At 61.3% G+C, this 20,066-nt stretch carries 10 protein-coding genes; 5 read left to right on the top strand and 5 right to left on the bottom strand.

The features are described from left to right. Window positions 1–11: 11 nt before the first annotated feature. Both AA74_RS0110635 and AA74_RS0110630 read left to right on the top strand, forming a co-directional pair. A complete protein-coding gene (locus tag AA74_RS0110635; RefSeq protein WP_008502551.1) occupies window positions 12–1,193 on the top strand; it encodes a PLP-dependent aminotransferase family protein in 1,182 nt (393 codons plus the stop codon). 85 nt (window positions 1,194–1,278) lie between these two features. After that, window positions 1,279–1,788 carry a DUF6622 family protein gene (locus tag AA74_RS0110630; protein ID WP_025912358.1) on the top strand — a complete coding sequence of 170 codons (510 nt, stop codon included), beginning with the start codon at window positions 1,279–1,281 and terminating at the stop codon, window positions 1,786–1,788. Window positions 1,789–1,871: 83 nt separating this feature from the next. Here AA74_RS0110630 and AA74_RS0110625 read toward each other — a convergent pair whose 3' ends face one another. The 4 genes from AA74_RS0110625 to AA74_RS0110610 form a co-directional block, all read right to left on the bottom strand. After that, entirely contained in the window at window positions 1,872–3,041 is a 1,170-nt protein-coding gene (locus AA74_RS0110625) for an HlyD family efflux transporter periplasmic adaptor subunit (RefSeq protein ID WP_086374946.1), read from the bottom strand. A gap of 10 nt (window positions 3,042–3,051) precedes the next feature. Beyond that, on the bottom strand, window positions 3,052–5,253 hold the full coding sequence (locus AA74_RS0110620; protein ID WP_025912357.1) for a type I secretion system permease/ATPase: 2,202 nt from the start codon (window positions 5,251–5,253) through the stop codon (window positions 3,052–3,054). Further along, window positions 5,250–6,653: a TolC family outer membrane protein gene (locus AA74_RS0110615; protein ID WP_025912356.1), complete on the bottom strand. Its 1,404-nt coding sequence runs from the start codon at window positions 6,651–6,653 to the stop codon at window positions 5,250–5,252. Before AA74_RS0110615 ends, AA74_RS0110620 begins: the two co-directional genes overlap by 4 nt. A gap of 80 nt (window positions 6,654–6,733) precedes the next feature. Then, window positions 6,734–16,798: a BapA/Bap/LapF family large adhesin gene (locus AA74_RS0110610; protein ID WP_025912355.1), complete on the bottom strand. Its 10,065-nt coding sequence runs from the start codon at window positions 16,796–16,798 to the stop codon at window positions 6,734–6,736. Between the two features lie 757 nt (window positions 16,799–17,555). Between AA74_RS0110610 and AA74_RS0110605 the strand changes: the two genes are divergently transcribed. From AA74_RS0110605 to AA74_RS0110595, 3 genes are read left to right on the top strand one after another with little or no spacing between them, the layout of a single operon-like run. Then, entirely contained in the window at window positions 17,556–18,083 is a 528-nt protein-coding gene (locus AA74_RS0110605; protein ID WP_008502544.1) for a tetratricopeptide repeat protein, read from the top strand. Continuing rightward, window positions 18,064–18,621, top strand: coding sequence for an RNA polymerase sigma factor (locus AA74_RS0110600; RefSeq protein ID WP_023344763.1), 558 nt, complete (start codon window positions 18,064–18,066; stop codon window positions 18,619–18,621). The genes AA74_RS0110605 and AA74_RS0110600 overlap by 20 nt, the downstream gene beginning before the upstream one ends. Then, window positions 18,618–19,409 carry an anti-sigma factor gene (locus tag AA74_RS0110595; RefSeq protein ID WP_025912354.1) on the top strand — a complete coding sequence of 264 codons (792 nt, stop codon included), beginning with the start codon at window positions 18,618–18,620 and terminating at the stop codon, window positions 19,407–19,409. The genes AA74_RS0110600 and AA74_RS0110595 overlap by 4 nt, the downstream gene beginning before the upstream one ends. On the opposite strand, the gene AA74_RS0110590 is transcribed toward AA74_RS0110595, so the two are convergent. Continuing rightward, window positions 19,401–19,961: a YceI family protein gene (locus AA74_RS0110590; protein WP_025912353.1), complete on the bottom strand. Its 561-nt coding sequence runs from the start codon at window positions 19,959–19,961 to the stop codon at window positions 19,401–19,403. The two genes, AA74_RS0110595 and AA74_RS0110590, sit on opposite strands and share 9 nt — an antisense overlap. Window positions 19,962–20,066: the final 105 nt, after the last annotated feature.

The raw sequence follows: 20,066 nt of genomic DNA, 5'->3' as shown, positions 1-20,066 counted from the left end.
GTAATCAAAGAATGTCTGCAAACAAACTCGCCCGCAGCGCGCAGGGCCTGCAATCCTCTGCCATCCGTGAATTATTAAAACATAGCAAAATGGCGGGCGTGATTTCGCTGGGTGGGGGTATCCCAAACCCGGACCTGTTCGATCGCGAAGGGCTGAAAATTGCCTCTGATGCCGTCTTATCGCAGCATTTTGGGGAAGCATTCCAGTATGGCCTGACGGAAGGCGTGCCGGGGCTGCGCGAGGAAATTAAACGCATCTGCGAGGGGCGCGGCATCACCTGTAAGGCCGATGATGTCGTCATTACCTCCGGCTCTCAACAATCTCTGGACGTGCTGGCGCGCGCGTTAATGAATCCGGGCGATACGGTTGTCGTTGAGCGTCCAACCTATCTTGCTGCGCTGCAGGTCTTTGGCCTGGCGCAGGCCAACTTTGAATCCGTCGGCACCGACGGTGACGGTATGAAGGTCGATGAACTTGAGGCGTTGGTGGCAAAGAAAACCATCAAAGCGGTCTATATCGTTCCAACCTTTGGTAACCCAGGTGGCGTTACGCTGTCTGAGGCGCGCCGTAAACAGCTGGTGGCACTCTCGAAGCGCTATGACTTCGTGATTATCGAAGACGATCCGTACAGCGAAATTAACTATACCGATGACGTCTTCCGCCCGTTAATTGCCCATGCCAAAGATATCGGCAACGAAGAGAATGTGGTGTATACCTCCACCTTCTCTAAAATCCTCGCGCCGGGTACCCGCGTGGGCTGGGTGGTGGTACCGGAGTGGCTGAAGCGCGCGGTGGTGAACCTTAAGCAAACCACCGATCTGCACACCAGCACGCTGTCGCAGCTGATGACATACGAGTACCTGAAGACCGGCCGTCTGGCCGATCAGATTAAAACGATCCGCGAGGCCTATCGCCAGAAATACCGGACGTTCGCCACGGAGCTGGAAGCCGAGCTGGGCGACGTGATGTCGTTCCACAAGCCGAAGGGCGGCATGTTCCTGTGGGCGAAAATGAACAACGGCATGAACACTACCCGCTGGCTGGAAAAAACCTTAAGCAACGGCGTGGTCTTTGTGCCGGGCGAATTTTTCTACTGCAACGAGCCGGACCAGACAACGCTGCGCATGTCATTCGTCACCCCAACGGATGAGCAGCTGATAGAAGCGGTTCGACGCCTGAAAAAATCGCTGTAAAAGACCTGCGCATAACGGTGGTTTTGCCGTTATGCGCAATACGCGTTCAGGGCGGCACGGGCCGCAATCGTCCATGGAGAACTCCATGTTTGAATTTCTGATCGGTGTTGTGAAGCACACGCCCGTCTGGGTGTGGGTGCTGTTTATCTTCCTTATCTCCCGCGGCCTTAAAGCCCGACGGCCCGCCACCGTGACGCTGGAGCGGCTTGCCATTATTCCGGGCATCTTTCTTATCTGGGATATTTACGATCTGATAGTCTATCGCACGCTGACTCCCGGGACTGTTGCATTGTGGACGGCGGGGATCCTTGCCGGTGCCGCGCTGGGGTATGTCCTGATTAAGCAGGCTGTGATTACCCGCGCAGAGGCGCCGCGCAGCCTTTACCGCCAGGCCGACTACACCGCGCTGCCGTTTATGATGCTGGCGTTCGGGGTGAAGTATGTGCTGGGCGTGATGAGCGCGGTCTCTCCCCAGACGATGCAGCAGCCCGCCATGAGCGCGCTGGCGATCGTCTCCGGCGGCATGTTTGCCGGCGTCTTTATCGGGAAATTTGCGCGCTATGTTGGAGTGTATGTCGCCAGGGTTCCGGTCTGATGCCCTCACCCCAACCCTCTCCCGCAGGGAGAGGGAGAAAACCATGTAGGCCGGGTAAGGCGCAGCCGCCACCCGGCGATTGACTACCGCTCCCTCAGCGCCTCTTTCGCCCGGTTAAACGGCTTAATCAGATAATCCAGCACCGTTTTCTCGCCGGTCTTAATGTCTACCGTGGCAATCATCCCCGGCACAATCGAGAAATGCCTGCCCGCCTTATTGACCAGGTAATCCTGGCTGGTGCGGATAAACACCCGGTAGTAAAACACCTCCGGCTTGGCCTCGTCCTGAATGGTGTCCGGGGAAATGGTCTCGACCACGCCGTGCAGCCCGCCGTAAATGGCGTAGTCGTAGGCGGTGATTTTGACCAGCGCCTCCTGGTTCGGATGAATAAAAGCGATATCACGCGGCGAGAGGCGGGTTTCAATCAGCAGGTGATCGTCCACCGGCACGATCTCCATCAGCTCGCCGTTGGGCGGGATTACCCCGCCGATGGTGGTGACCTTGATGTTTTTCACGATCCCGCGCACCGGCGATTTCACCGTCAGGCGGGTGACGGAATCCTGGCGGCCCTTGAGGATCGCCGACACCATATCCACCTCCGCGTTGGCCTTGGAGAGCGCCTCGCGCGCCTGGACGTAATACTGCGAACGCACGTCGGTGAGCTTCAGCTCCAGATCGCTTTTCTGCCGCTGCAGGCGCAGCACCTCCACGTGGCTGGCGGCCCCGGTCTTTACCAGCCGCTGGGTAATGGCCAGCTCTTTATTCGCCAGATCTAACGCGGCGCGAAGCTCCCGCTGGGTATCCTCCAGCTGCGCGCGGCGCGAGTTGTACAGCCGGGTTTCGTCGGCAATCAGATCCGGCCATTTCGCCAGCGACGGCGGGAATTTCAGCGGCAGATCGTTTACCTCGGCGTACAGGCGGGCACTGGAGGCCAGCGAGGCGCGGTAGCGCGCCGCGCTTTCGCCGACGTTTGACTCGGAACGGGTCGGATCAAGCCGCGCCAGCACCTGCCCGGCCTGCACCTGATCGCCCTCGTGGACGTTCAGCTCGGTGAGGATCCCCCCGTCCAGCGACTGTAAAACCTGCTCGCGCGAGCTGGGGATCACTTTCCCCGATCCGGTTGACACCTCATCCAGCACGCCAAACCACGCCCAGACGCCCAGCACCACAAACATCAGCAGCGAGAAGATCACGATCCGACGCGCGCCGGTGTAGCCGCTTTCGGAGTCGAGGGCGTTATCCAGATCGTCCATTGCCGCCACGTCACGCTGACTGATTTTCATTTTTCCACTCCCGTCCGGTTGCTGCCTGTTGCTGCTGTTGCTGCTGCATGCGGCTGTTGCTCAGCGCCTGGGCTTTTGGCGCGTCCATCACCAGCATGCCCTCTTTCAACACCACGACGCGCTCCACCAGCTCCAGCACCGGTACGCGATGGGTGGCGACGATCAGGGTGCGGTGCCCGAGCCAGTCGCCCAGACGCTGGATGAATTCCCGCTCGGTGTGCTCGTCGAGCGACGCGGTGGGTTCATCCATCAGCACGATATTCGGATCGCGCAGCAGCATTCGCGCCAGCAGAATCGACTGGCGCTGCCCGCCGGAGAGCCCCACGCCGTTTTCCATGATCGGGTAGTCCAGCCCCTTGGGCAGCTTCTGCACGAAGCCCGCCGCGCCGGTCAGTTCCAGCGCCTCGAAGATCTCTTCGTCGGTGGCGCGCGGCATGCCGAGGGTGATGTTCTCGCGCAGGGTGCCGTAAAACAGCCGCGCGTTCTGGGTCATAAAGCCGACGTTGCGCCGCACGTCCGCCACGTCGAGATGCGGCAGGCTGAAGCCGTCGAGCCGCAGCTCGCCCGCCGCCAGGTCCATCCCGCCCGCCATCGCCTGCAGCAGGGTCGATTTGCCCGCGCCGTTGCGCCCGAGGATCGCCACTTTCTCACCCGGCCCGATCTCAAGGCGGTTAATGCGCAGCGCCATGCGCGGATCGTCCGGCTGATAGCGGAACTGCGCCTGCTCGAAGAGGTAGTGGCCGCGCAGCACGTCCTGGCGGATCGGCGTCTCCTCGCGCTGGTTTTCGGTGGGAAGCTGCATGATGCTGTCCAGCCCCTCTTTTGCCGCTTTGACCTGCTGCCAGCGGGCCAGCACGCCGCACAGCGTCGCCATCGGGGCGATCATGCGGGAGGCCAGCATCGACGCGGCGACCACCGAGCCGGTGGTCAGGGTACCGTCGATCACCATCGGCGCGCCGACCACAATCACGGCGGCGTAAACCAGGCTCTGAATGGTCATCCCCCAGCTGATCAGGTTCTGCGTCAGCTCGCGGGTGCGCAGGCCGGATTCCGCGGTGATCTGGATATAGCTGTTCCACTGTTGCAAAAAGCGGTTTTCCGCCTGCATCAGCTTGATGTCCTCCAGCCCCTGCACGCTCTCCACCAGCACCGCATTGCGCAGGGTTGATTCATGGGCCGACTGCTTTGCCAGCTCCGCCAGCTTTTTCTGCAGCAGCAGGCCGGGCAGGACCATGATCACCGCCGCGACCGGGGCGATCCACGCCAGCTGTGGGGCGATGATCGCCAGCACCACCACGAACAGTAAAAAGAAGGGCAGGTCGACAATCGTCGAGATGGTGGACGAGGTGACCATCTCGCGGATCTGCTCCAGCTCGCGCAGCTGTGAGATAAAGCTCCCGGTTGAGCGGGGAATCGCGCTGTTGCGCAGCCGCAGCGCGTGGCCGAAGACGCGATCCGAGACGCGCATATCCGAGCGCTTGCCCAGCAGATCCATAATGTGGCCGCGCGCCACGCGCAGCACGAAGCCAAACAGGGTGGCGATCAGCACCCCGATGGTCAGGACGTACAGCGTCGGGTAGGACTGGGCGGGGATCACCCGGTCATAGACCTGCATGGAAAAGACGATCCCGGAAAGCGACAGCACGTTGATAAACAGCGCGGCGAGCATCACCCAGCTGTAGGGGCGGAGATCGCGCATCACCAGCCGGTAGAGCCAGTCCGGGCGGTACTTTGAAATATAGGCATCCACGCGGCTGTCCTTCAGCGCGGCAAGGGGACGCAGGGCAATGACGTGGCGGATGGCGGGCAGCATGGCCGTCATCGACAGCCGGTTGGTGTAGGTCTCATCGCCGAAGAAGCTGACTTCCAGCGTATCGTCGCCGTCGAAGTGCTCGATCGCCCCGACCCGGCCGTCATTCAGCGCCACCACCACCGGCAGACGCCAGCTGTTGATTGACTGCTGGTCAGCGGTGAGCAGCTGAAACGACAGCCCCGCCTCACGCGCCAGCTGGGTGAGGGCGGGCACCATCGGTTTGCCTTTCAGCCACGGTGCGCCTGCGATCAGCGCGCCGGGCGAGCAGGCGACGCGGTAGCGGGTGGCGATAAAGCCAAAGGCCTGCGCCCACTGGGCCAGGGCCGCATCCGTCATGTTTTCACCTTGCGGGATATCACGCTGCTTCATGGCTGGATCTCCACGGTCTGGATGGTGCGGTTATCAAGGTCGAACGCATGACGCAATTGCCCGGTGTTATACAGGCAGTTGAGCTGCAGCTGGTGCAGCTGACCGAGGGTCTGCTGCTGGGTGAAGCGCGCCTGATAAACCTCCTGTTCGGCGTTGAGCACGTCGAGCAGCGGGCGCGAGCCGAGGTCAAGATACTGCTGCTGGTACAGTTCGCGGGTGCGTGCGCTGAGCGCCTCCTGGCGACCCTGAATTTGCAGCGTGCTTTGCAGGCTCATCACCTGGCTGCGGGCTTCCAGCAGTTTCTGGCGAACGTCAAGGCGCGTGCGCTGAATGGTGGACTGTGCCGCCTCCACCGCGTGTCCGGCGGCGTTACGCCGGGCGGTGAGGCCGCCGCCCTGGTAGAGCGGCATCTGCACTTTCACCCAGGCGGAATACTGGGTGCGATCCCGCGTGTCGCTGCCCGCGTAGCGATCGTTCATGTAGTGGCGGACCTCCGGCTCCAGCGAGACGGTGGGCGTCATCTGCGCGTCGGCGTAGTCGAGGTTAGCCTGGGCGACGTTAGCCTGCGCCCAGGCGGCGAGCACCGCAGGGACCAGGCGGTCGTCCGGCTCGGCGACATCGCAGCTGCGGGCCAGCTTTTGCGGAAAATCATTGCTGATCGCGTTCAGGCTGTTCCAGCCGAGAAAGCTCATCAGCGTCGCGCGGGCGCTGTCCAGGCTGGCCTGGTACTGCATCAGCTGCGCGCGCGCGCCTTCGATACGGGCATCGGTCTGTACCACGTCAGAGAGCGACGTAGCCCCCTCGTCGTTACGCTGGCGGGTCAGCGTGCCAATGGAGGAGAGGGCCTCAAGCTGCTCTTTGGCGGTGTCGACCATCTGCTGCCAGGTTTGCACCTGTACCACGGCGATGGCGGTATCGTGGGCGATGGTGTCGATACTCACCAGCACGTTAGCCTGCTGCTGGGCCACGCCGGCGCTTTCGGCGCGTACCTGGCTGGCCACCTTGCCGAAGTCGTAGAGCATTTGCGAGAGGGAAAGCACCAGCGACGGCGTAAAGCCGTTCTGGTCGCCGTCGTGGGAATACCCGTTGTCCACGCCGGCATTAATCTGCGGATAGTATTTTGACTTCGCGACGTCCACCTCTTCGCTCTGCTGGTAAAGTTTGCCCACGGCTTCGCTGATGGCCGGATGCCAGGTGACGGCACGGTTGACGGCCTCGCCAAGCTGTAATGAGCCGGGCGCGGCGTTGCCAGCCACCGGGGCCACGCGACCGTTGAGCGAGGGGAGTTCCTGCGTTTCGCGAAGCTGTCCGGTATTGATGGTTGCCGCCGGATTTGCGCAGAAAGCGGGCACAGATATCAGGCAGCACGAGAGCCACCAGTAAGGCATCTTCATTCCCATGTCATGTCCCTAATAAAAAAGTACAGCTTTATTATTAATGCCCGGGCGCTGTGCGCCCGGGTCATCTGTTGCAGGTGCTATCAGGTAATGATGTGTTGCTGGTTAACAAGCTCGTCGTACGTGGTCTGAACGTTATCAAGCGTAACGAGTGCAGTATTAGTGTAGGTGGACCCTGCACCATCACGGTCGATGGAGATCACAGTGTTGCTACCGCTTTGTGTGACATGGATATAATTCCCCAACGAGGCGGTATTACCGTCCCAGCCCACCAGCAGATCGCCAATGTCGATCTTGTCTCCCTGCGCCAGCGAGAACCCGGTCCAGTGATCGCCTCCGGCGCTGCTGACGTTACCCGCCGTGGCATTCCCCACCGTACTGTTCAGCACCTGGTAAATCAGCGTATCGCCGTAGGCCGTACCGGTGATGGCGTCGTTATGCTCAGAGCTGATGAACTGCGGCGCCATATTGATGGTCAGCGTGGCGGTATCCGTTCTTCCGGCAGAGTCGGTCAGGGTGTAGTTGAAGGTCTCCTTCGACGTCATGGTTGAGAGCGATACCCCGCTGTTCAGGGTGTAGGTGTAATGGCCGTCAGCGCCGATCGCTAGCGTGCCGTAGTGGCCGACAATGTTCACCGTTGCGCTGCCGGTATACGGATCCAGCGTGGTGGTTACGCCGTTGTAGCCGGTCACGCTCAGACGGGTATCCACCGAGTGGAGCTGATCCAGCACGCCGCCAGAGTCGGTGCCGTCAAAGATATTGCCGTTGACGGTGTGGCTGCCGGTGACGTCGAAATTACTCAGCGAGTAGGTGGTGCCGTTTACGCTTGGCGTGATGGTGATGGTCCCGACGCTGAGCCCCGGTACGCTACCGGTAAAGCTCAGCGTATAGGTCCCGGCGTTGAGATCCAGCCCGGTCAGCGGGACGTCGATACTGCCGCCCAGCAGCGAGGCGCCGCTGAAGGAGCCGCTGCGGATCGCGCCGTTGGCATCGCTAATCGTCCAGTTCACCGTCAGCCCGCCCAGCGCCAGCAGCGAGGCCACGCTAAAGTGCAGCGACGCGTTGTGCAGCGCGGTGTTCGGGTCGACCACGAAGGTTCCGCTGCCGCTGCCCTGGGTTGATGAGAACAGGGCCGTCGTCCAGCTGGCGACGCCCACGGTCGTATCCGAGTAGACCGACGTGTGGTGCACCGAGGTAAGGTCCATCGTGGCGCTGACATCGTTGACCGCATTCATTGCCTGCGCGGTTGGGGTGATGTTGAGCGATGCCGTATCCTTCGAGCCGTCAGGCGCGGTAACGGTGTAGACGAACGTATCCGGCGTGCTGATATGGTCCGCGCCCACGCCGCTCCTCAGGGTGTAGGTGTACTGACCGGACGCATTGATGGTCAGCGTGCCGTATTCCCCCTGAATGATGGTGGTGCCGCTGCTGTTGACCGTCACGCCGTTCACTTCGGTAACCAGCGTGCCCGCTGGAACCGGGTCATTCGCCAGCACGTCGCCGGTGGTCGTTTCGCTGATACTCGCCACGCTGTAGACATGGTCCTGCAGGACGCTCAGCGTGTAGGTCGTCAGGGCGGTGATCCCGGACGCGGTATTCAGCAGGAACAGGTACTCCCCGGCAGGCAGGTTCAGCGTAAGCTGCGGTGACGTGCCCCCCAGCAGCGGCGCGCGCAGCCAGCCCGACTCGACGCGAACCTGCTCGAAGGTCTGGGTCGCATTGTTGAACTTATAGACGTACAGATCGAACACCGATGCCAGCGCCACGCCGCCCACGGAGGCCTGGATGGTCATGGTGCGGGTCGTCCCTTCCTCCACGTTGTAAATAATCGGGTTGGTCAGGTCGTCCAGCAGGTTAAGCCCCAGCGTGCTGCCGAGATTAATGCCCACCAGGGTAAAACCGTTCTGAGACGAGGCGCCGTTATTCACCTCACTCACGGTGGTGTCAAAGGTCAGCGAGGCCGTGTCGTCCACTGCCACAATGCCGTTGATGACCGTACCGGCACCCAGAGACAGCACCAGGTTTGCCGACGCGCTGACGCCGTTATGGGTGATGGTGTAGGTGAAGCTCTCCGTCCGGCCAACGACCGCGGCGCTGGTGTCGGTCAGGTTGTAGGTATAGCTGCCGTCGCGGTTGATGGTCAGCGTACCGTATTTGCCCTGGATCACCGTGCCGTCGGCGTTCACGCTGGTGGTCACGCCCTGCGCGTTAGTGACCGTGGAGATAGTGGTGCCGGCCGGCGCGTTGTCGCTGCCGGCGGTCGGGTCCGTATCGAGGATCACGTTGCCGTTGAGGCTGGTATCGCCCGTGACCGTACCCGGACCGGTCTCTTTCACCGCCACGTCGAGGCTGGTGTAGGAACCTGTCGCCAGCAGGTTGGTGTTGTAGCTCAGCACGCGGTAGTTGCCGTCGGCCAGCCCGGTCAGGTTCAGCGAGACGCCGGTGGCGCCGAGGGTCAGGAGATCGGCAAACTGCGGCTGGCCGGTATCCACCACGGTTGTCCAGACACCGTTGACGTAGTGCTGCACCACCAGCTCAAGGGTATTGAGCAGAGAGAGCACCGCCCCCGTGGCATTGGCGCTTACCACGATGTCCGCGCTGCCGCCGTTGCCCACCGTGAAGTTCACCTGCGCGGTGTCATTACCGATCAGCGTCAGGACGTTGCCCACGGCGCCGACCAGCAGGAAGCCGTAGTCGCTGTACTGGCTGTTGGTGACGGTCGCCGTGGTGCTGAGGTTCAGCTCCTCAACGTTATTGCTGGCGGAGAGCGGCACCACCGGCGCAAGGGCAGAGCCCGGCAGGGAGGTGTTGCCTGCGACGTCGGTCGCGGTGATCTGCAGCGTCTGACCTTCGATCTGTTTGTTAATGAAGGTGTAGCTGTAGGTGCCGTTGCTGCCCGCAATGGCGGTCACCGTTGAACCGTCCGAAAGGCGGATAGTGACGGTGCTGCCCGCCTCTGCGCTCCCGGTCAGGATGCTACCGTCGGCGTTGAAGTTGCCGGTCGGCGCCGTTGGCGCGGTCGTATCGACGATAATCGTCGTCACGGCTGACGCCACGCTGGTGTTGCCCGCCGCATCGGTGGCCGTAGCGGTAAAGTTATGCGTGCCCTGCGTCAACGTGGTGGTGGTTTGTGGCAGGGTCCAGTTGCCGCTGCCATCGGCGGTGACCGTGCCCACCAGCGTGATGCCGTCGTAGATCCGAACCGTGGCATTCGCTTCGGCGGTTCCGCTCAGCGTTGGACGGGTGTCGTTAGTCGGGTTCGTACCGGTCACGGGGCCGGTGACGCTGCCGACATCATCAATGACCGAACTGATGACCGGCGCGGCTGGCGGGAGGGTATCGACGTTAATGACATATCCGGCGGTGGGGGCGCTGGCGTTGCCCACCGCATCGGTGGCGGTAAAGGTCAACGTGTGCGCGCCGTTGCTCAGCGCCGGAGATGGCGTAAAGCTCCACGCGCCGCCGGTCGCCGTCACGCTGCCGATCTGTACGCCGTTATCAAAGATTTTCACCGTGGACCCCGCTTCTGCCGTGCCGCTGAGCGTCGGCTGCGCGTCGTTGGTGACCCCGCCGTTGGCAACCGGCGTCGCCGCATTGCCCACGTCATCCAGAATGCTGGTCAGCACCGGCAGCGCAGGCGGCGTGGTGTCGACGGTGAGGCTGAAGCTGGTGGACGACACGCTGGTATTGCCTGCCGCATCCGTGGCCTGCGCGGTAAAGCTGTGCGGGCCACTCGCCAGCGTGGTGGTGAGCAAGATACTCCAGCTGCCGCTGCCGTCCGCGGTGCCCGTGCCGACCAGGGTGGTGCCCTCATAGATCTTCACGGTGGCAAACGGTTCGCTGGTTCCAACAAGCCGAGGTACGGTGTCGTCGGTTGTCTGCCCGGACGTGAGTGGGCCGGTGATGCTGCCCACGTCGTCTATCGCCTGGCTGATAACCGGCGCGTTCGGTGCCGCGGTATCAACAATCAGGGTAAAGCCCGGCGAGGTCGGGCTGACGTTGCCCGCTGCATCGGTGACCGTGGCGGTCCAGGTATGGCTGCCGTTGCCCAGCGGCGCTGATGGCGTAAAGCTCCATGCGCCGGCGCCGTCCGCCTGCACGGTGCCGACCGGCTGTCCGTTTTCATACACGGTGACCGTGGCGTTGGCGGTCGCGGTGCCGTTCAGCGTCGGCGTGGTGTCGTCGGTGCTCTGCCCGGAAGAGAGCGGGGTTTGAATACTGCCCACGTTGTCACCCGCGGTCGAGATGACCGGCGCTAACGGCACGCCCGTATCGACCGTCAGGTTAAACGGTGCCGTTGTGGCGCCGGTGTTGCCTGCCGCATCGGTCGCGTTAAAGGTGATGGCGTGTGGACCTTCGGCCAGATCGCTGCCCGGGGTGAAGCTCCAGTTGCCCTGGGCATTGACCACCGCCGTGCCAATTTCGTTGCCATCAACGAGCACGTGCACGGTAGAACCCACTTCGCCCGTGCCGCTGAAGGTCGGACGCGCGTCGTTGGTGCTGTTACCCGACGTGAGCGTCCCGGTGACCGGACCGACATCGTCAACCACGCTGGTGACTACCGGTACACCAGGGGCTGCGGTATCCACGGTAAAGGCGAAGACCGATGAGTTCGCCGAGGCGTTGCCTGCAGTATCCGTTGCATACGCGCGCAGGGCGTAGCTGCCGTCGCCCAGCGGCGCGGTCGGCGTAAAGGACCAGTTCCCGCTTCCGTCAACGGTCGTTGTACCAATCTGCGTGCCGTTATTCATGATGTGGATAGTGCTGCCCGCCAGACCGGTGCCGCTGATGGTTGGGGTGCTGTCGTTGGTTACCTGGCCGCTGGTGAGGTTACCCTGGACGCCGCCAGAGACGTCGTCGTTCACATTATCCAGCGTCGGAACCGTCGGAGCAGTCAGGTCAACCACCACGCTCCAGGGGGTGGAGACCGCGCTGAGGTTGCCCTGCGGGTCGGTCGCCCGGACGGTGAAGCTGTGCGAGCCTTCGCCGAGGGCGGTATCAGGAGTAAACGTCCAGGTACCCGTGTTGTCAGCCGTGACCACGGCAATCTGGGTGCCGCCGTCGAAAATGGTCACCACGCTGTTTGCGTCCGCTGTCCCTGTAAGGGTTGGCGTGGCGTCGTTGGTGAGCTCGCCGCTGACCACCGTGGTGGCGGCATTGCCCACATTATCCGTGACGTTGGTGATGACCGGCGTGGCGGAAACGGAATCCACCACGACGGTGAAGCCCGCCGAAGGACCGCTCTGGTTCCCCGCCGGATCGGTCTCGCGGATGGTCAGGACGTGATTGCCCTCTGCCAGGACAGGCGTGGTGTAGCTCCAGGTGCCGGTATTGCCGATTACCACACTGTCCAGCAGCACGCCGTTGTTGTAGATCGAGATGGTATCGCCCACCGCGCCGGTGCCGGTGAGGGTCGGCTGGTTGTCATTGGTGGTCTGGCCGCTGGTCAGCGGGCCGGTGCCCGGGCCGACGTCGTCAATCACGGCGCCGATGGTCGGCGTGCCCGGCGCGGTAAGGTCAACGGTGACGCTGGCCGCCGGAGAGCGGCTGCTGGTCTGGCCGTTAAGGGTCGCAGTCACCTCAAAGGTGTGCAGCCCCTCGCCAAGCGCGGCTGGGGTATAGCTCCAGTTGCCGCTGCCGTCGGCAGTGACCGTCGAGACGGGCGTCACGCCACCGTCCAGGTAGATAGCGATCTGGCTTCCCGCCTGAGCCGTACCGGTGAGGGTTGGGGTGGTGTCGTTGGTCGTTTTGCCTTTCACGTCGCCAATGATTGGGTCGACGTCATCGTTGATGGCCACGATCACGGGCACGTCAGGAAGATTCGGAAGCGTACCGGTGACGTTATAAGTTGCATCAACGCTGGTACGTCCGGAAGCATCGGTCGCGGTCACGGTCAGGGTCGCGCCATCCTGCGGGGCCGGGCTGACCGCAATGGAGAAACTGCCGCCGGTCGCCACCCCGGTACCAATGACGTTACCGCCACTATCCTTAACGGTGATGAGTGCGCCTGCTTCGGCGGTACCGGTCAGCGGTGTACCTTCTGGAGCAAGGCTAAGATTGCCCGGGGCTGTTGGGTCCTGGGTATCCACCGTCACGCTCAGTGACGCTGAACCGTTTGACGGATTGCCTGCCTGATCGACTGACGAGACAGTAAAGGTATGCGAACCATCCAGGAGCGTTGTGCCTGCGGTCCAGCTCCAGCTGCCGTCCGGCTGGATCGTGATCGGCACACCTGACGCGGTACCGTCGACGGAGACGATAACGGTGGTGCCGGGCTCGCCGGTCCCGGTTAGGGTCGGCGTGCCGTCGCGGGTGTAGAGCACGTTGTTGGTGAGCTGGCTGTCTGAGACGGCATTAATTTGCGGTATCCCGGGCGCAACGGTATCGAGCGTGACGGTAAAGACCGAACTCGGCGCGCTGACGTTGCCCGCTGCGTCCACGCCCGCTACGGTAATGTTCAGCGGGCCGTCCGTTTGTGCTGGAAGCGTCAGGCTCCATTCTCCGTTCACCACCACGACACGGCCCAATTCGACGCCGTTGTTGTAGACGATCACCGTCTCACCGTTAACCCCGGTTCCGCCCACTGTCGGCGTGGTATCTGTGATAAAGCCACCATCAGGCGCACCGTCCACTGCACTAATCACCGGTGTATCCGGCGCCTGGGTATCCACGATGATCGTAATCGCTGACGACGGGTCAGAGACGTTGCCCGCTTCATCCGTGGCGGTGGCGGTATAGGCGTGGCTGCCCTCGGCAATGTCGCTGCCGGGACGCCAGCTCCAGTTGCCGTTGCTGTCTACCGTGACGGTGCCCACAACGGTCGATGTACCGTTAACGGTGTCAGTGATGTTGATTACGTCGTTTGGCGTACCGGTGCCGCTCAGCACCGGGCGCGGATCGTTGGTGGTGCCGCCATTGGGGACGGGACCGGTGATCTGGGTGACGCTGTCAGTAATGACCGGTGCTGTAGGCGTAGCCGGCGCCTCGGTATCAATGGTGATGGTGACCGGCTGCGACGGGGCGCTTTCGTTGCCCGTGCCGTCGACGTTAGTGACGGTCAGGGTGATGTCATAGGTGCCGCCAGCCAGGGGGGATGGCGGCGTCCAGGTCCAGTTGCCGGTATTGTCCACGACAGCGTCGCCGATTTTGACGCCGCTGTCGTAGATCGTCACGGTATCACCCGGATTGCCGGTACCGCTCAGGGTCGGCGTGGTGTCGCGGGTGATTTCGCCCGGGTTCAGCGGCGTTGCTGTGCCGTCAGGATTGACGGTAATGGCCGGGATATCCGGCGTGGCAGGCGCAACGGTATCCACCGTCAGTTCAAATGGCGTTGAGAGGGTGGTATTGCCCGCGGCATCCGTGGCGTGCACCGTCAGGGAATGCGGACCGTCGGTGAGCGGGGTCACGGGCGTGAAGCTCCAGCCGCCGCTGCCGTTGAGGATGGCGGTGCCAAGCAGAGTCGTGCCGTCATAGACGGTGATCACCGTGTCTGCAGGGGCAGTGCCCTGCAGCAGGGGGCGAGTGTCATCCGTGGTATCGCCGCTGTTGAGCGAACCCAGTACGCCGCCGACATCGTCGATCACGGTGGCGATGGTGGCCGCCGCTGGCGCAGTGATATCGACGTTCAGGGTGAAGTCGTCTGACGGCTGGCTGGTGTTACCCGCCGCGTCGGTGGCGACGACGCTAAAGGTATGAGGACCTTCGTCAAGCGGCGTGGGAAGGGTATAGGTCCAGGTGCCGCTGCCGTCGATCCGAATCGTAGTGAGATCGCCACCATCCAGGCGAATGGTAACGGTTGAGCCCGGTTCAGCCGTGCCGCTGAGCGTTGGCGTGGTGTCGTTGGTGCTGTCGCCAGAATTGAGCGCGCCGAGGCGCTCCGGCACATCATCCAGCACCTGGGTAATGACCGGCGCCGCAGGCGCGACGCTGTCAACCGTCAGAGTCCAGGTGTTGGAGACGGGGCCGGGGTTGCCTGCCGCATCGGTCGCGACGGCGGTCAGGGTGTGGGGGCCTTCACCGATTGAGGAGGAAGGGGTAAAGCTCCATACGCCGAGGCCATTGGCAACGGTTGTACCAATTTCAACACCGTCCACGCGCAGGCTGATCGTCGCGTTTGCTTCAGCGGTACCGCTGAGCGTCGGGGTGGCGTCGTTGGTGGTCCCGTTCACGTCGATCGCGCCGGTCTGCCCAGGGATATCGTTTGCAACCTGTAAAATCACCGGGGCGCCAGGTGCCGTCCCGTCAACGTTAATTGTCCACGTGTTTGATATCCCGCTCGGGTTACCGGCGGGATCCGTCGCCTTCGCGGTCAGCACCCAGGTGCCGTCGGTCAGCGGTGTGGGCGGCGTAAAGCTCCACTGGCCGGAGGAGGGAACAACCACCGTACCGAGGGCATCGCTGCCGTTATAAATCGTGATGGTCGAACCTGCCTCGCCCGTGCCGTTCACGGTCGGTGCCCGGTCGTTGGTCAGCCCATTCTGGGCCACGGGGCCGGTGGTGGCCTGCACGTCATCAATCACCGACAGGATGACCGGGGTCTGCGGCGGGGTAATGTCCGGTGCCGCCGCGGAGGTGGTCGGACTGGTGTTGCCCGCCGTGTCGGTGGCGTCAGCGGTCAGGATTTCGCCGTTGATCCTCGGCGGGCTCAGCGTCAGGCTGAAGTTCCCCTGGCTATCAACAACCACTGTGCCAAGGGTGAAATCGCCTTCACGGATGGTCACCGTGCTGCCTGCTTCTCCGATGCCGCTGATGGTACCGCCATCATTCGACACCACGAGGTTTCCTGGGGCTGACGGCGGCGTGGTGTCCACGGTAAAGATGATAGGCTCAGAGGCCGTACTCTGGTTTCCGGCGGCATCGGTTTCAGTGACGGTGATCGAGTGCGTTCCGTCCGGGAGCGGGCCCCCTGGGGTAACGCTCCATGTACCGTTAGGCAGCACCGTCGTTGTGCCAATCGCCACGCCGTTATCGTAAATGGTGATGGTTCCACCGGGTTCGCCCGTTCCCGCCAGGATCGGCTGCGAGGCATCGGTAGGCACGCCCGACGTGATTGTTCCTCGAATAAGGCCCGTATCGTCGAGCAGCACAATCGCGGTGGGCGCTGTCGGAGGGGTGAGATCGACGGTGAGGATGAATACCGGTGAGGCTGGCCCGGTGTTGCCGGCGGCGTCGGTTGCCCGTACGGTAATCTGGTGGGTGCTTTCATTCAGGTCGATGGACGGGGTGAATGTCCATGTGCCATTGCTGGCGACGACCGCGGTGCCAATGGCTATTCCGCCGTCATAAATCGTCACGGTGGAGCCCGCTTCGGCGGTGCCGGAGAGCTGCGGCCGCCGATCGTTGGTGCTGCCGCCGTTGGTCACCGTCCCCGTCTGAGGGGCGATATCGTCGATTACGCTGCCAATCGTGGGTGCATCGGGTGCGGTGAGATCCGGTGCGGTGATGCTTGAACCCTGGCTGGTATTCCCGGCGCTATCCGTTGCGGTGGCGGTTACCTGCTCGCCGTTGGTCAACGGTGTTCCGAGGGAGACGCTAAAGTTGCCGTCGCTGCCCGTTTTTCCTGTGCCAATGACGTTGCCGTTCGCGTCTTTCAGCGTGATGGTACTGCCGGGTTCGGCGGAACCGGTGACGGTTTTACCGTCTGAGGAGAACTTAAGGCCGGAAGGTGCATTTGGTGCAGTCGTATCCGGATCGGCCGAATTGTTACTGCTGCCACCACCGCCGCCACCGCCGCCGCTACTTGCCGCGGCCGCGATGCCCCCTGCAGCGGCAATACCACCCAGGGCCCATGGCCAGATGGCGGCGCCACCGGCGTCACTTCCTGACGCCGCAAGCAGCACGTCCGTGGACGCGATAGATTCGTACGTGGCGGCCCCGGTCGGATCTTCAATCCACCATAATGCGCCGTTGCTGTCCTGCAGAACCAGCTGGCTCACGCCCTGCGCGTCCGTCACATAGAAGTTTTTAAGGGTGATCACCTCGCCGGAGTGCAATGTCACCAGCAGGTCGTTACCGCTTCGCGCGAAGTGTGAGACGCTCGCTCGCTCGACGTGAAGCTCAACGACAGAGGAATGGTTCAGCGTAACCTGTGTACCTTCCAGGGTCGTTTCTACGCCAGTAAGTTTTGAAATAACAGAGATTTGGCTCATTTTGTTATTACTCCAGCAGAAGTGTCATGAACGGCGAGCAAGACGAGCCATCTCTGCTGAAGGTAAAGGGCGCCCCCGGCGCAGTTGCTGTTATAAAACAGCGCTCACCGTAGATTTCAGCGCGCACGATGCCCGCCATGCGTCAGAGTGGCAACATCAGAGCGAATCTAATGACTTATGAAAAAACCGTTTAATGGGTGTTTTGTATTTTATAAAACCCTGTAATTAATAGAGGAATTGGTTTCTGGAATATAAAAATGATATAGACAGAAAATGCAGGATGTGCAAATTAAGCTTTGGTAAATAAAGATGAAAACAATGAGTGGGGTATTAATGGATTGCTCTTTTATATAATTGTTGTTTTTTATGTGGTTGTTTTTACTGTCTTTTTGTTTTCTTGTGTGGTGCTGTTATTTAACGTTTACGTCCCGGTATGATAATTGGTAGGGAGCATTTTAAATATCATGTCAAACGTTATTATTTAAGCGCGCTTAATGTGTGTTTAAGTTAGGGTAACGTTTTTGATGTAAGATATATTATGTCACTTAGGTAATGAAATATATTCTTGTACAGGGTTAAAACTCTGCTAATGGGCGCAAGGAATAATAACGAGAAAACAAAAAATAACCTGGTTTATTACCTTTACAACTGAAGTGCAGGCAGGGTTTTAGGACAGAAAAAAATTCACCGAAGAATGAATAAAAATCCTCACCCGGACGTTTACTGACGTCACTCCCCACTCACCCTGGAGTTTTATATGCGCACAACCTCGTTTCGTTTGATCCCGGTGCTGATTTTTTCTTTGCTGTCCCCGCTGGCGCTGGCCATGGGCAATAATAGTACCGAGAGCAAAACGCCTGATTGCCCTTCCGGACAGGTGTATGACAGCGCCACGCAGAAATGCGTGCCGGACAAGAGCAGCAGCCTCAGCGACCAGGACAAAACCAACTATGCGTACCATCTCGCGAAGAAAGGCGAGTACCAGGCGGCGCTGAACCTGCTGGATTCGCTGAAAAATGGCAACACGGCTGAAGCGTGGAACTATCGCGGGTTCGCCACGCGCAAACTGGGCCGAACGGACGAAGGGATTGGTTATTACCAGCGTGCGCTGGCTATCGCCCCGGATTACGCCAAAGCCCGGGAGTATCTCGGTGAAGCGTGGATGGTGAAAGGACGTCCCGACCTCGCGAAAGAACAGCTGAAGGTCATTGCCGGTATCTGTGGCCAGTCCTGCGAGGAGTACCGTGACCTGCAGGCCGCCATCAATGGACACCCGGAATCCTGATCTTCTCGTGGAGGGAAAACCCATCGCAACCCGTGAGGTTCGTCAACAGCTTGCCGCACACCTGCCGCGCCTCTGGCGCTATGGGCTGGTGCTGTCGCGAAACAGGGATATCGCCGAAGAGCTGGTTCAGTCCACCTGCGTGCGTGCGCTTGAAAGAAGCAGCCAGTATACGCCGGGCACGCGCATCGACAGGTGGCTGTTCGCGATCCTGCACTCCATCTGGATCTCTGAACTTCGGGCACGACACGTTCGCCAGGGGCAGGGATTTGTCCCCAGCGACGAGCTGCTGGCGCCCGACACCCGCGAACAGGATGAGACGCGCCTGCATTACCTGAAGGTGATGCAGCGCGTTAATGCGCTGCCCGAAGCCCAGCGCAACGCGGTATTTTTGGTTTATGTCGAAGGCTTTACCTACCAGGAGGCGGCGGAGACTCTGGCGGTGCCGATCGGTACCGTGATGAGCCGACTGGCGACGGCGCGGGCTCGGCTTGCCAAATCCGCTGACGCACTGCCTCCGGTAAAGGAGAAACGCTCTTGAACGCGCACCGTTTTGCACCGCCCTATAACGACGACGCCATTGTGGCCTGGATAGATGGCGAGATGTGCCGCGCCGACGCGCAGTTATTTGAAGAACAGTTAAAATGTGACGAGCGCCTCGCCGGGCGAACCGACGAACTGATGAAAAGCAGTCAGGATTACGCCGGGGCGTTTGCCTCCCTGCTGGATGATGCGCCTCTTGAGACGATGCAGGCGCGTCTTGCGGCACTTCCCGACCCGCAGGTCTCGACGGCGGCTGGCGTCAGCCGACGGGCGCTGATCGCCGCCTCGGCCACCTTTTTGCTGGTGGGTTCCGGGCTGGGGTATCTGCTGCGTCCCTCAGCTGCGCCTGCGGATGAGAACGCCCATATCCGCGACCTCGAAGCGCAATATATGTCCCTGTACAGCGTCGAGACGCTGCTGGATATGGACAGCGCAACGCCGGTTCTTCAGCGCGGGCTGGAACGGGCCGCGCAGGACATCGGCATGAGGCTGAACCTGTCGCAGCTTACCCTGCAGGGGGCAGAGCTTAAAATGGTGCGCATGCTGCGCTATGAAACGACGTCTATCGCGCAGATAGCCTGGATCAACGCCGACTACGGCCCGATGGCGCTTTGTATCTCTCCTGTTGATGAAAAGGCGACGGCCTCTCTCCGCCAGGAGAAGCGGCACAGCATGAACCTGGCGTGGTGGCAGGAGGCGGGCTATCAGTTTGTCCTGATTGGCCGCAACCCGCCGTCTCACCTGCGGGGAAACGCTGAGCGGCTGCAGCGCGTGATCTCAGGATGACGGCACCTTGTTAGTCTGTATCGCAATGGCGATGGCAATACGATCGTCCACGACCAGGGCAAACTTATCCATCCCGTAGGACGCGCGTGATATCGCGGTAGTGGCATCCAGGGTGAGGGCCTGCGCATGCGGGTCTTTCACCCCGGCCTCCAGGATCACCGGCCGGGCAATGTTTCGAACGGTCAACGTGCCGAACACCCTGAATCGTCCGGCGCCCTGGTCGACCACGCGAGAGCTGATGAACTCGATGGTCGGGTAGTGCTCCGCATCAAAAAACATGTCGCTTTTTAATTGCCAGGTGAGCAGCGTGTTTGAGGCCACCAGGGTTGCTACGGGAATGGTGACGTGGATGTGGTCGTCAACGTCGTTATCCGGATTGAGCGTTACGGCACCCGTCACGCCGCTGAACGTCGCCCAGGAGAGGATGCCGCCGAAGGCATGCCACGAGAGCCGAATGGCGGTGTTTTCGGTGTCGATAAGGTAGCTTTTTGGGGCAGCATGCAGGGAAGGGCATAACAGCAGAACGGTCAGAAAGGCCAAAAGGCGATACATAGTGGTTTCTCCGATAAGTGCGCACTGCGTAAACGCCTGAGGTGCTAATTATATTCGAAGAAATAAAAAAGGCCGCAAGCGCGACCTTTTCGTGAGTATAACGAC

The sequence above is a fragment of the Enterobacter sp. 5-4 genome (assembly GCF_000612205.1).
Classification (GTDB): Bacteria; Pseudomonadota; Gammaproteobacteria; order Enterobacterales; family Enterobacteriaceae; genus Enterobacter; species Enterobacter roggenkampii.
This window is presented reverse-complemented; position numbering and strand designations above follow the sequence as displayed.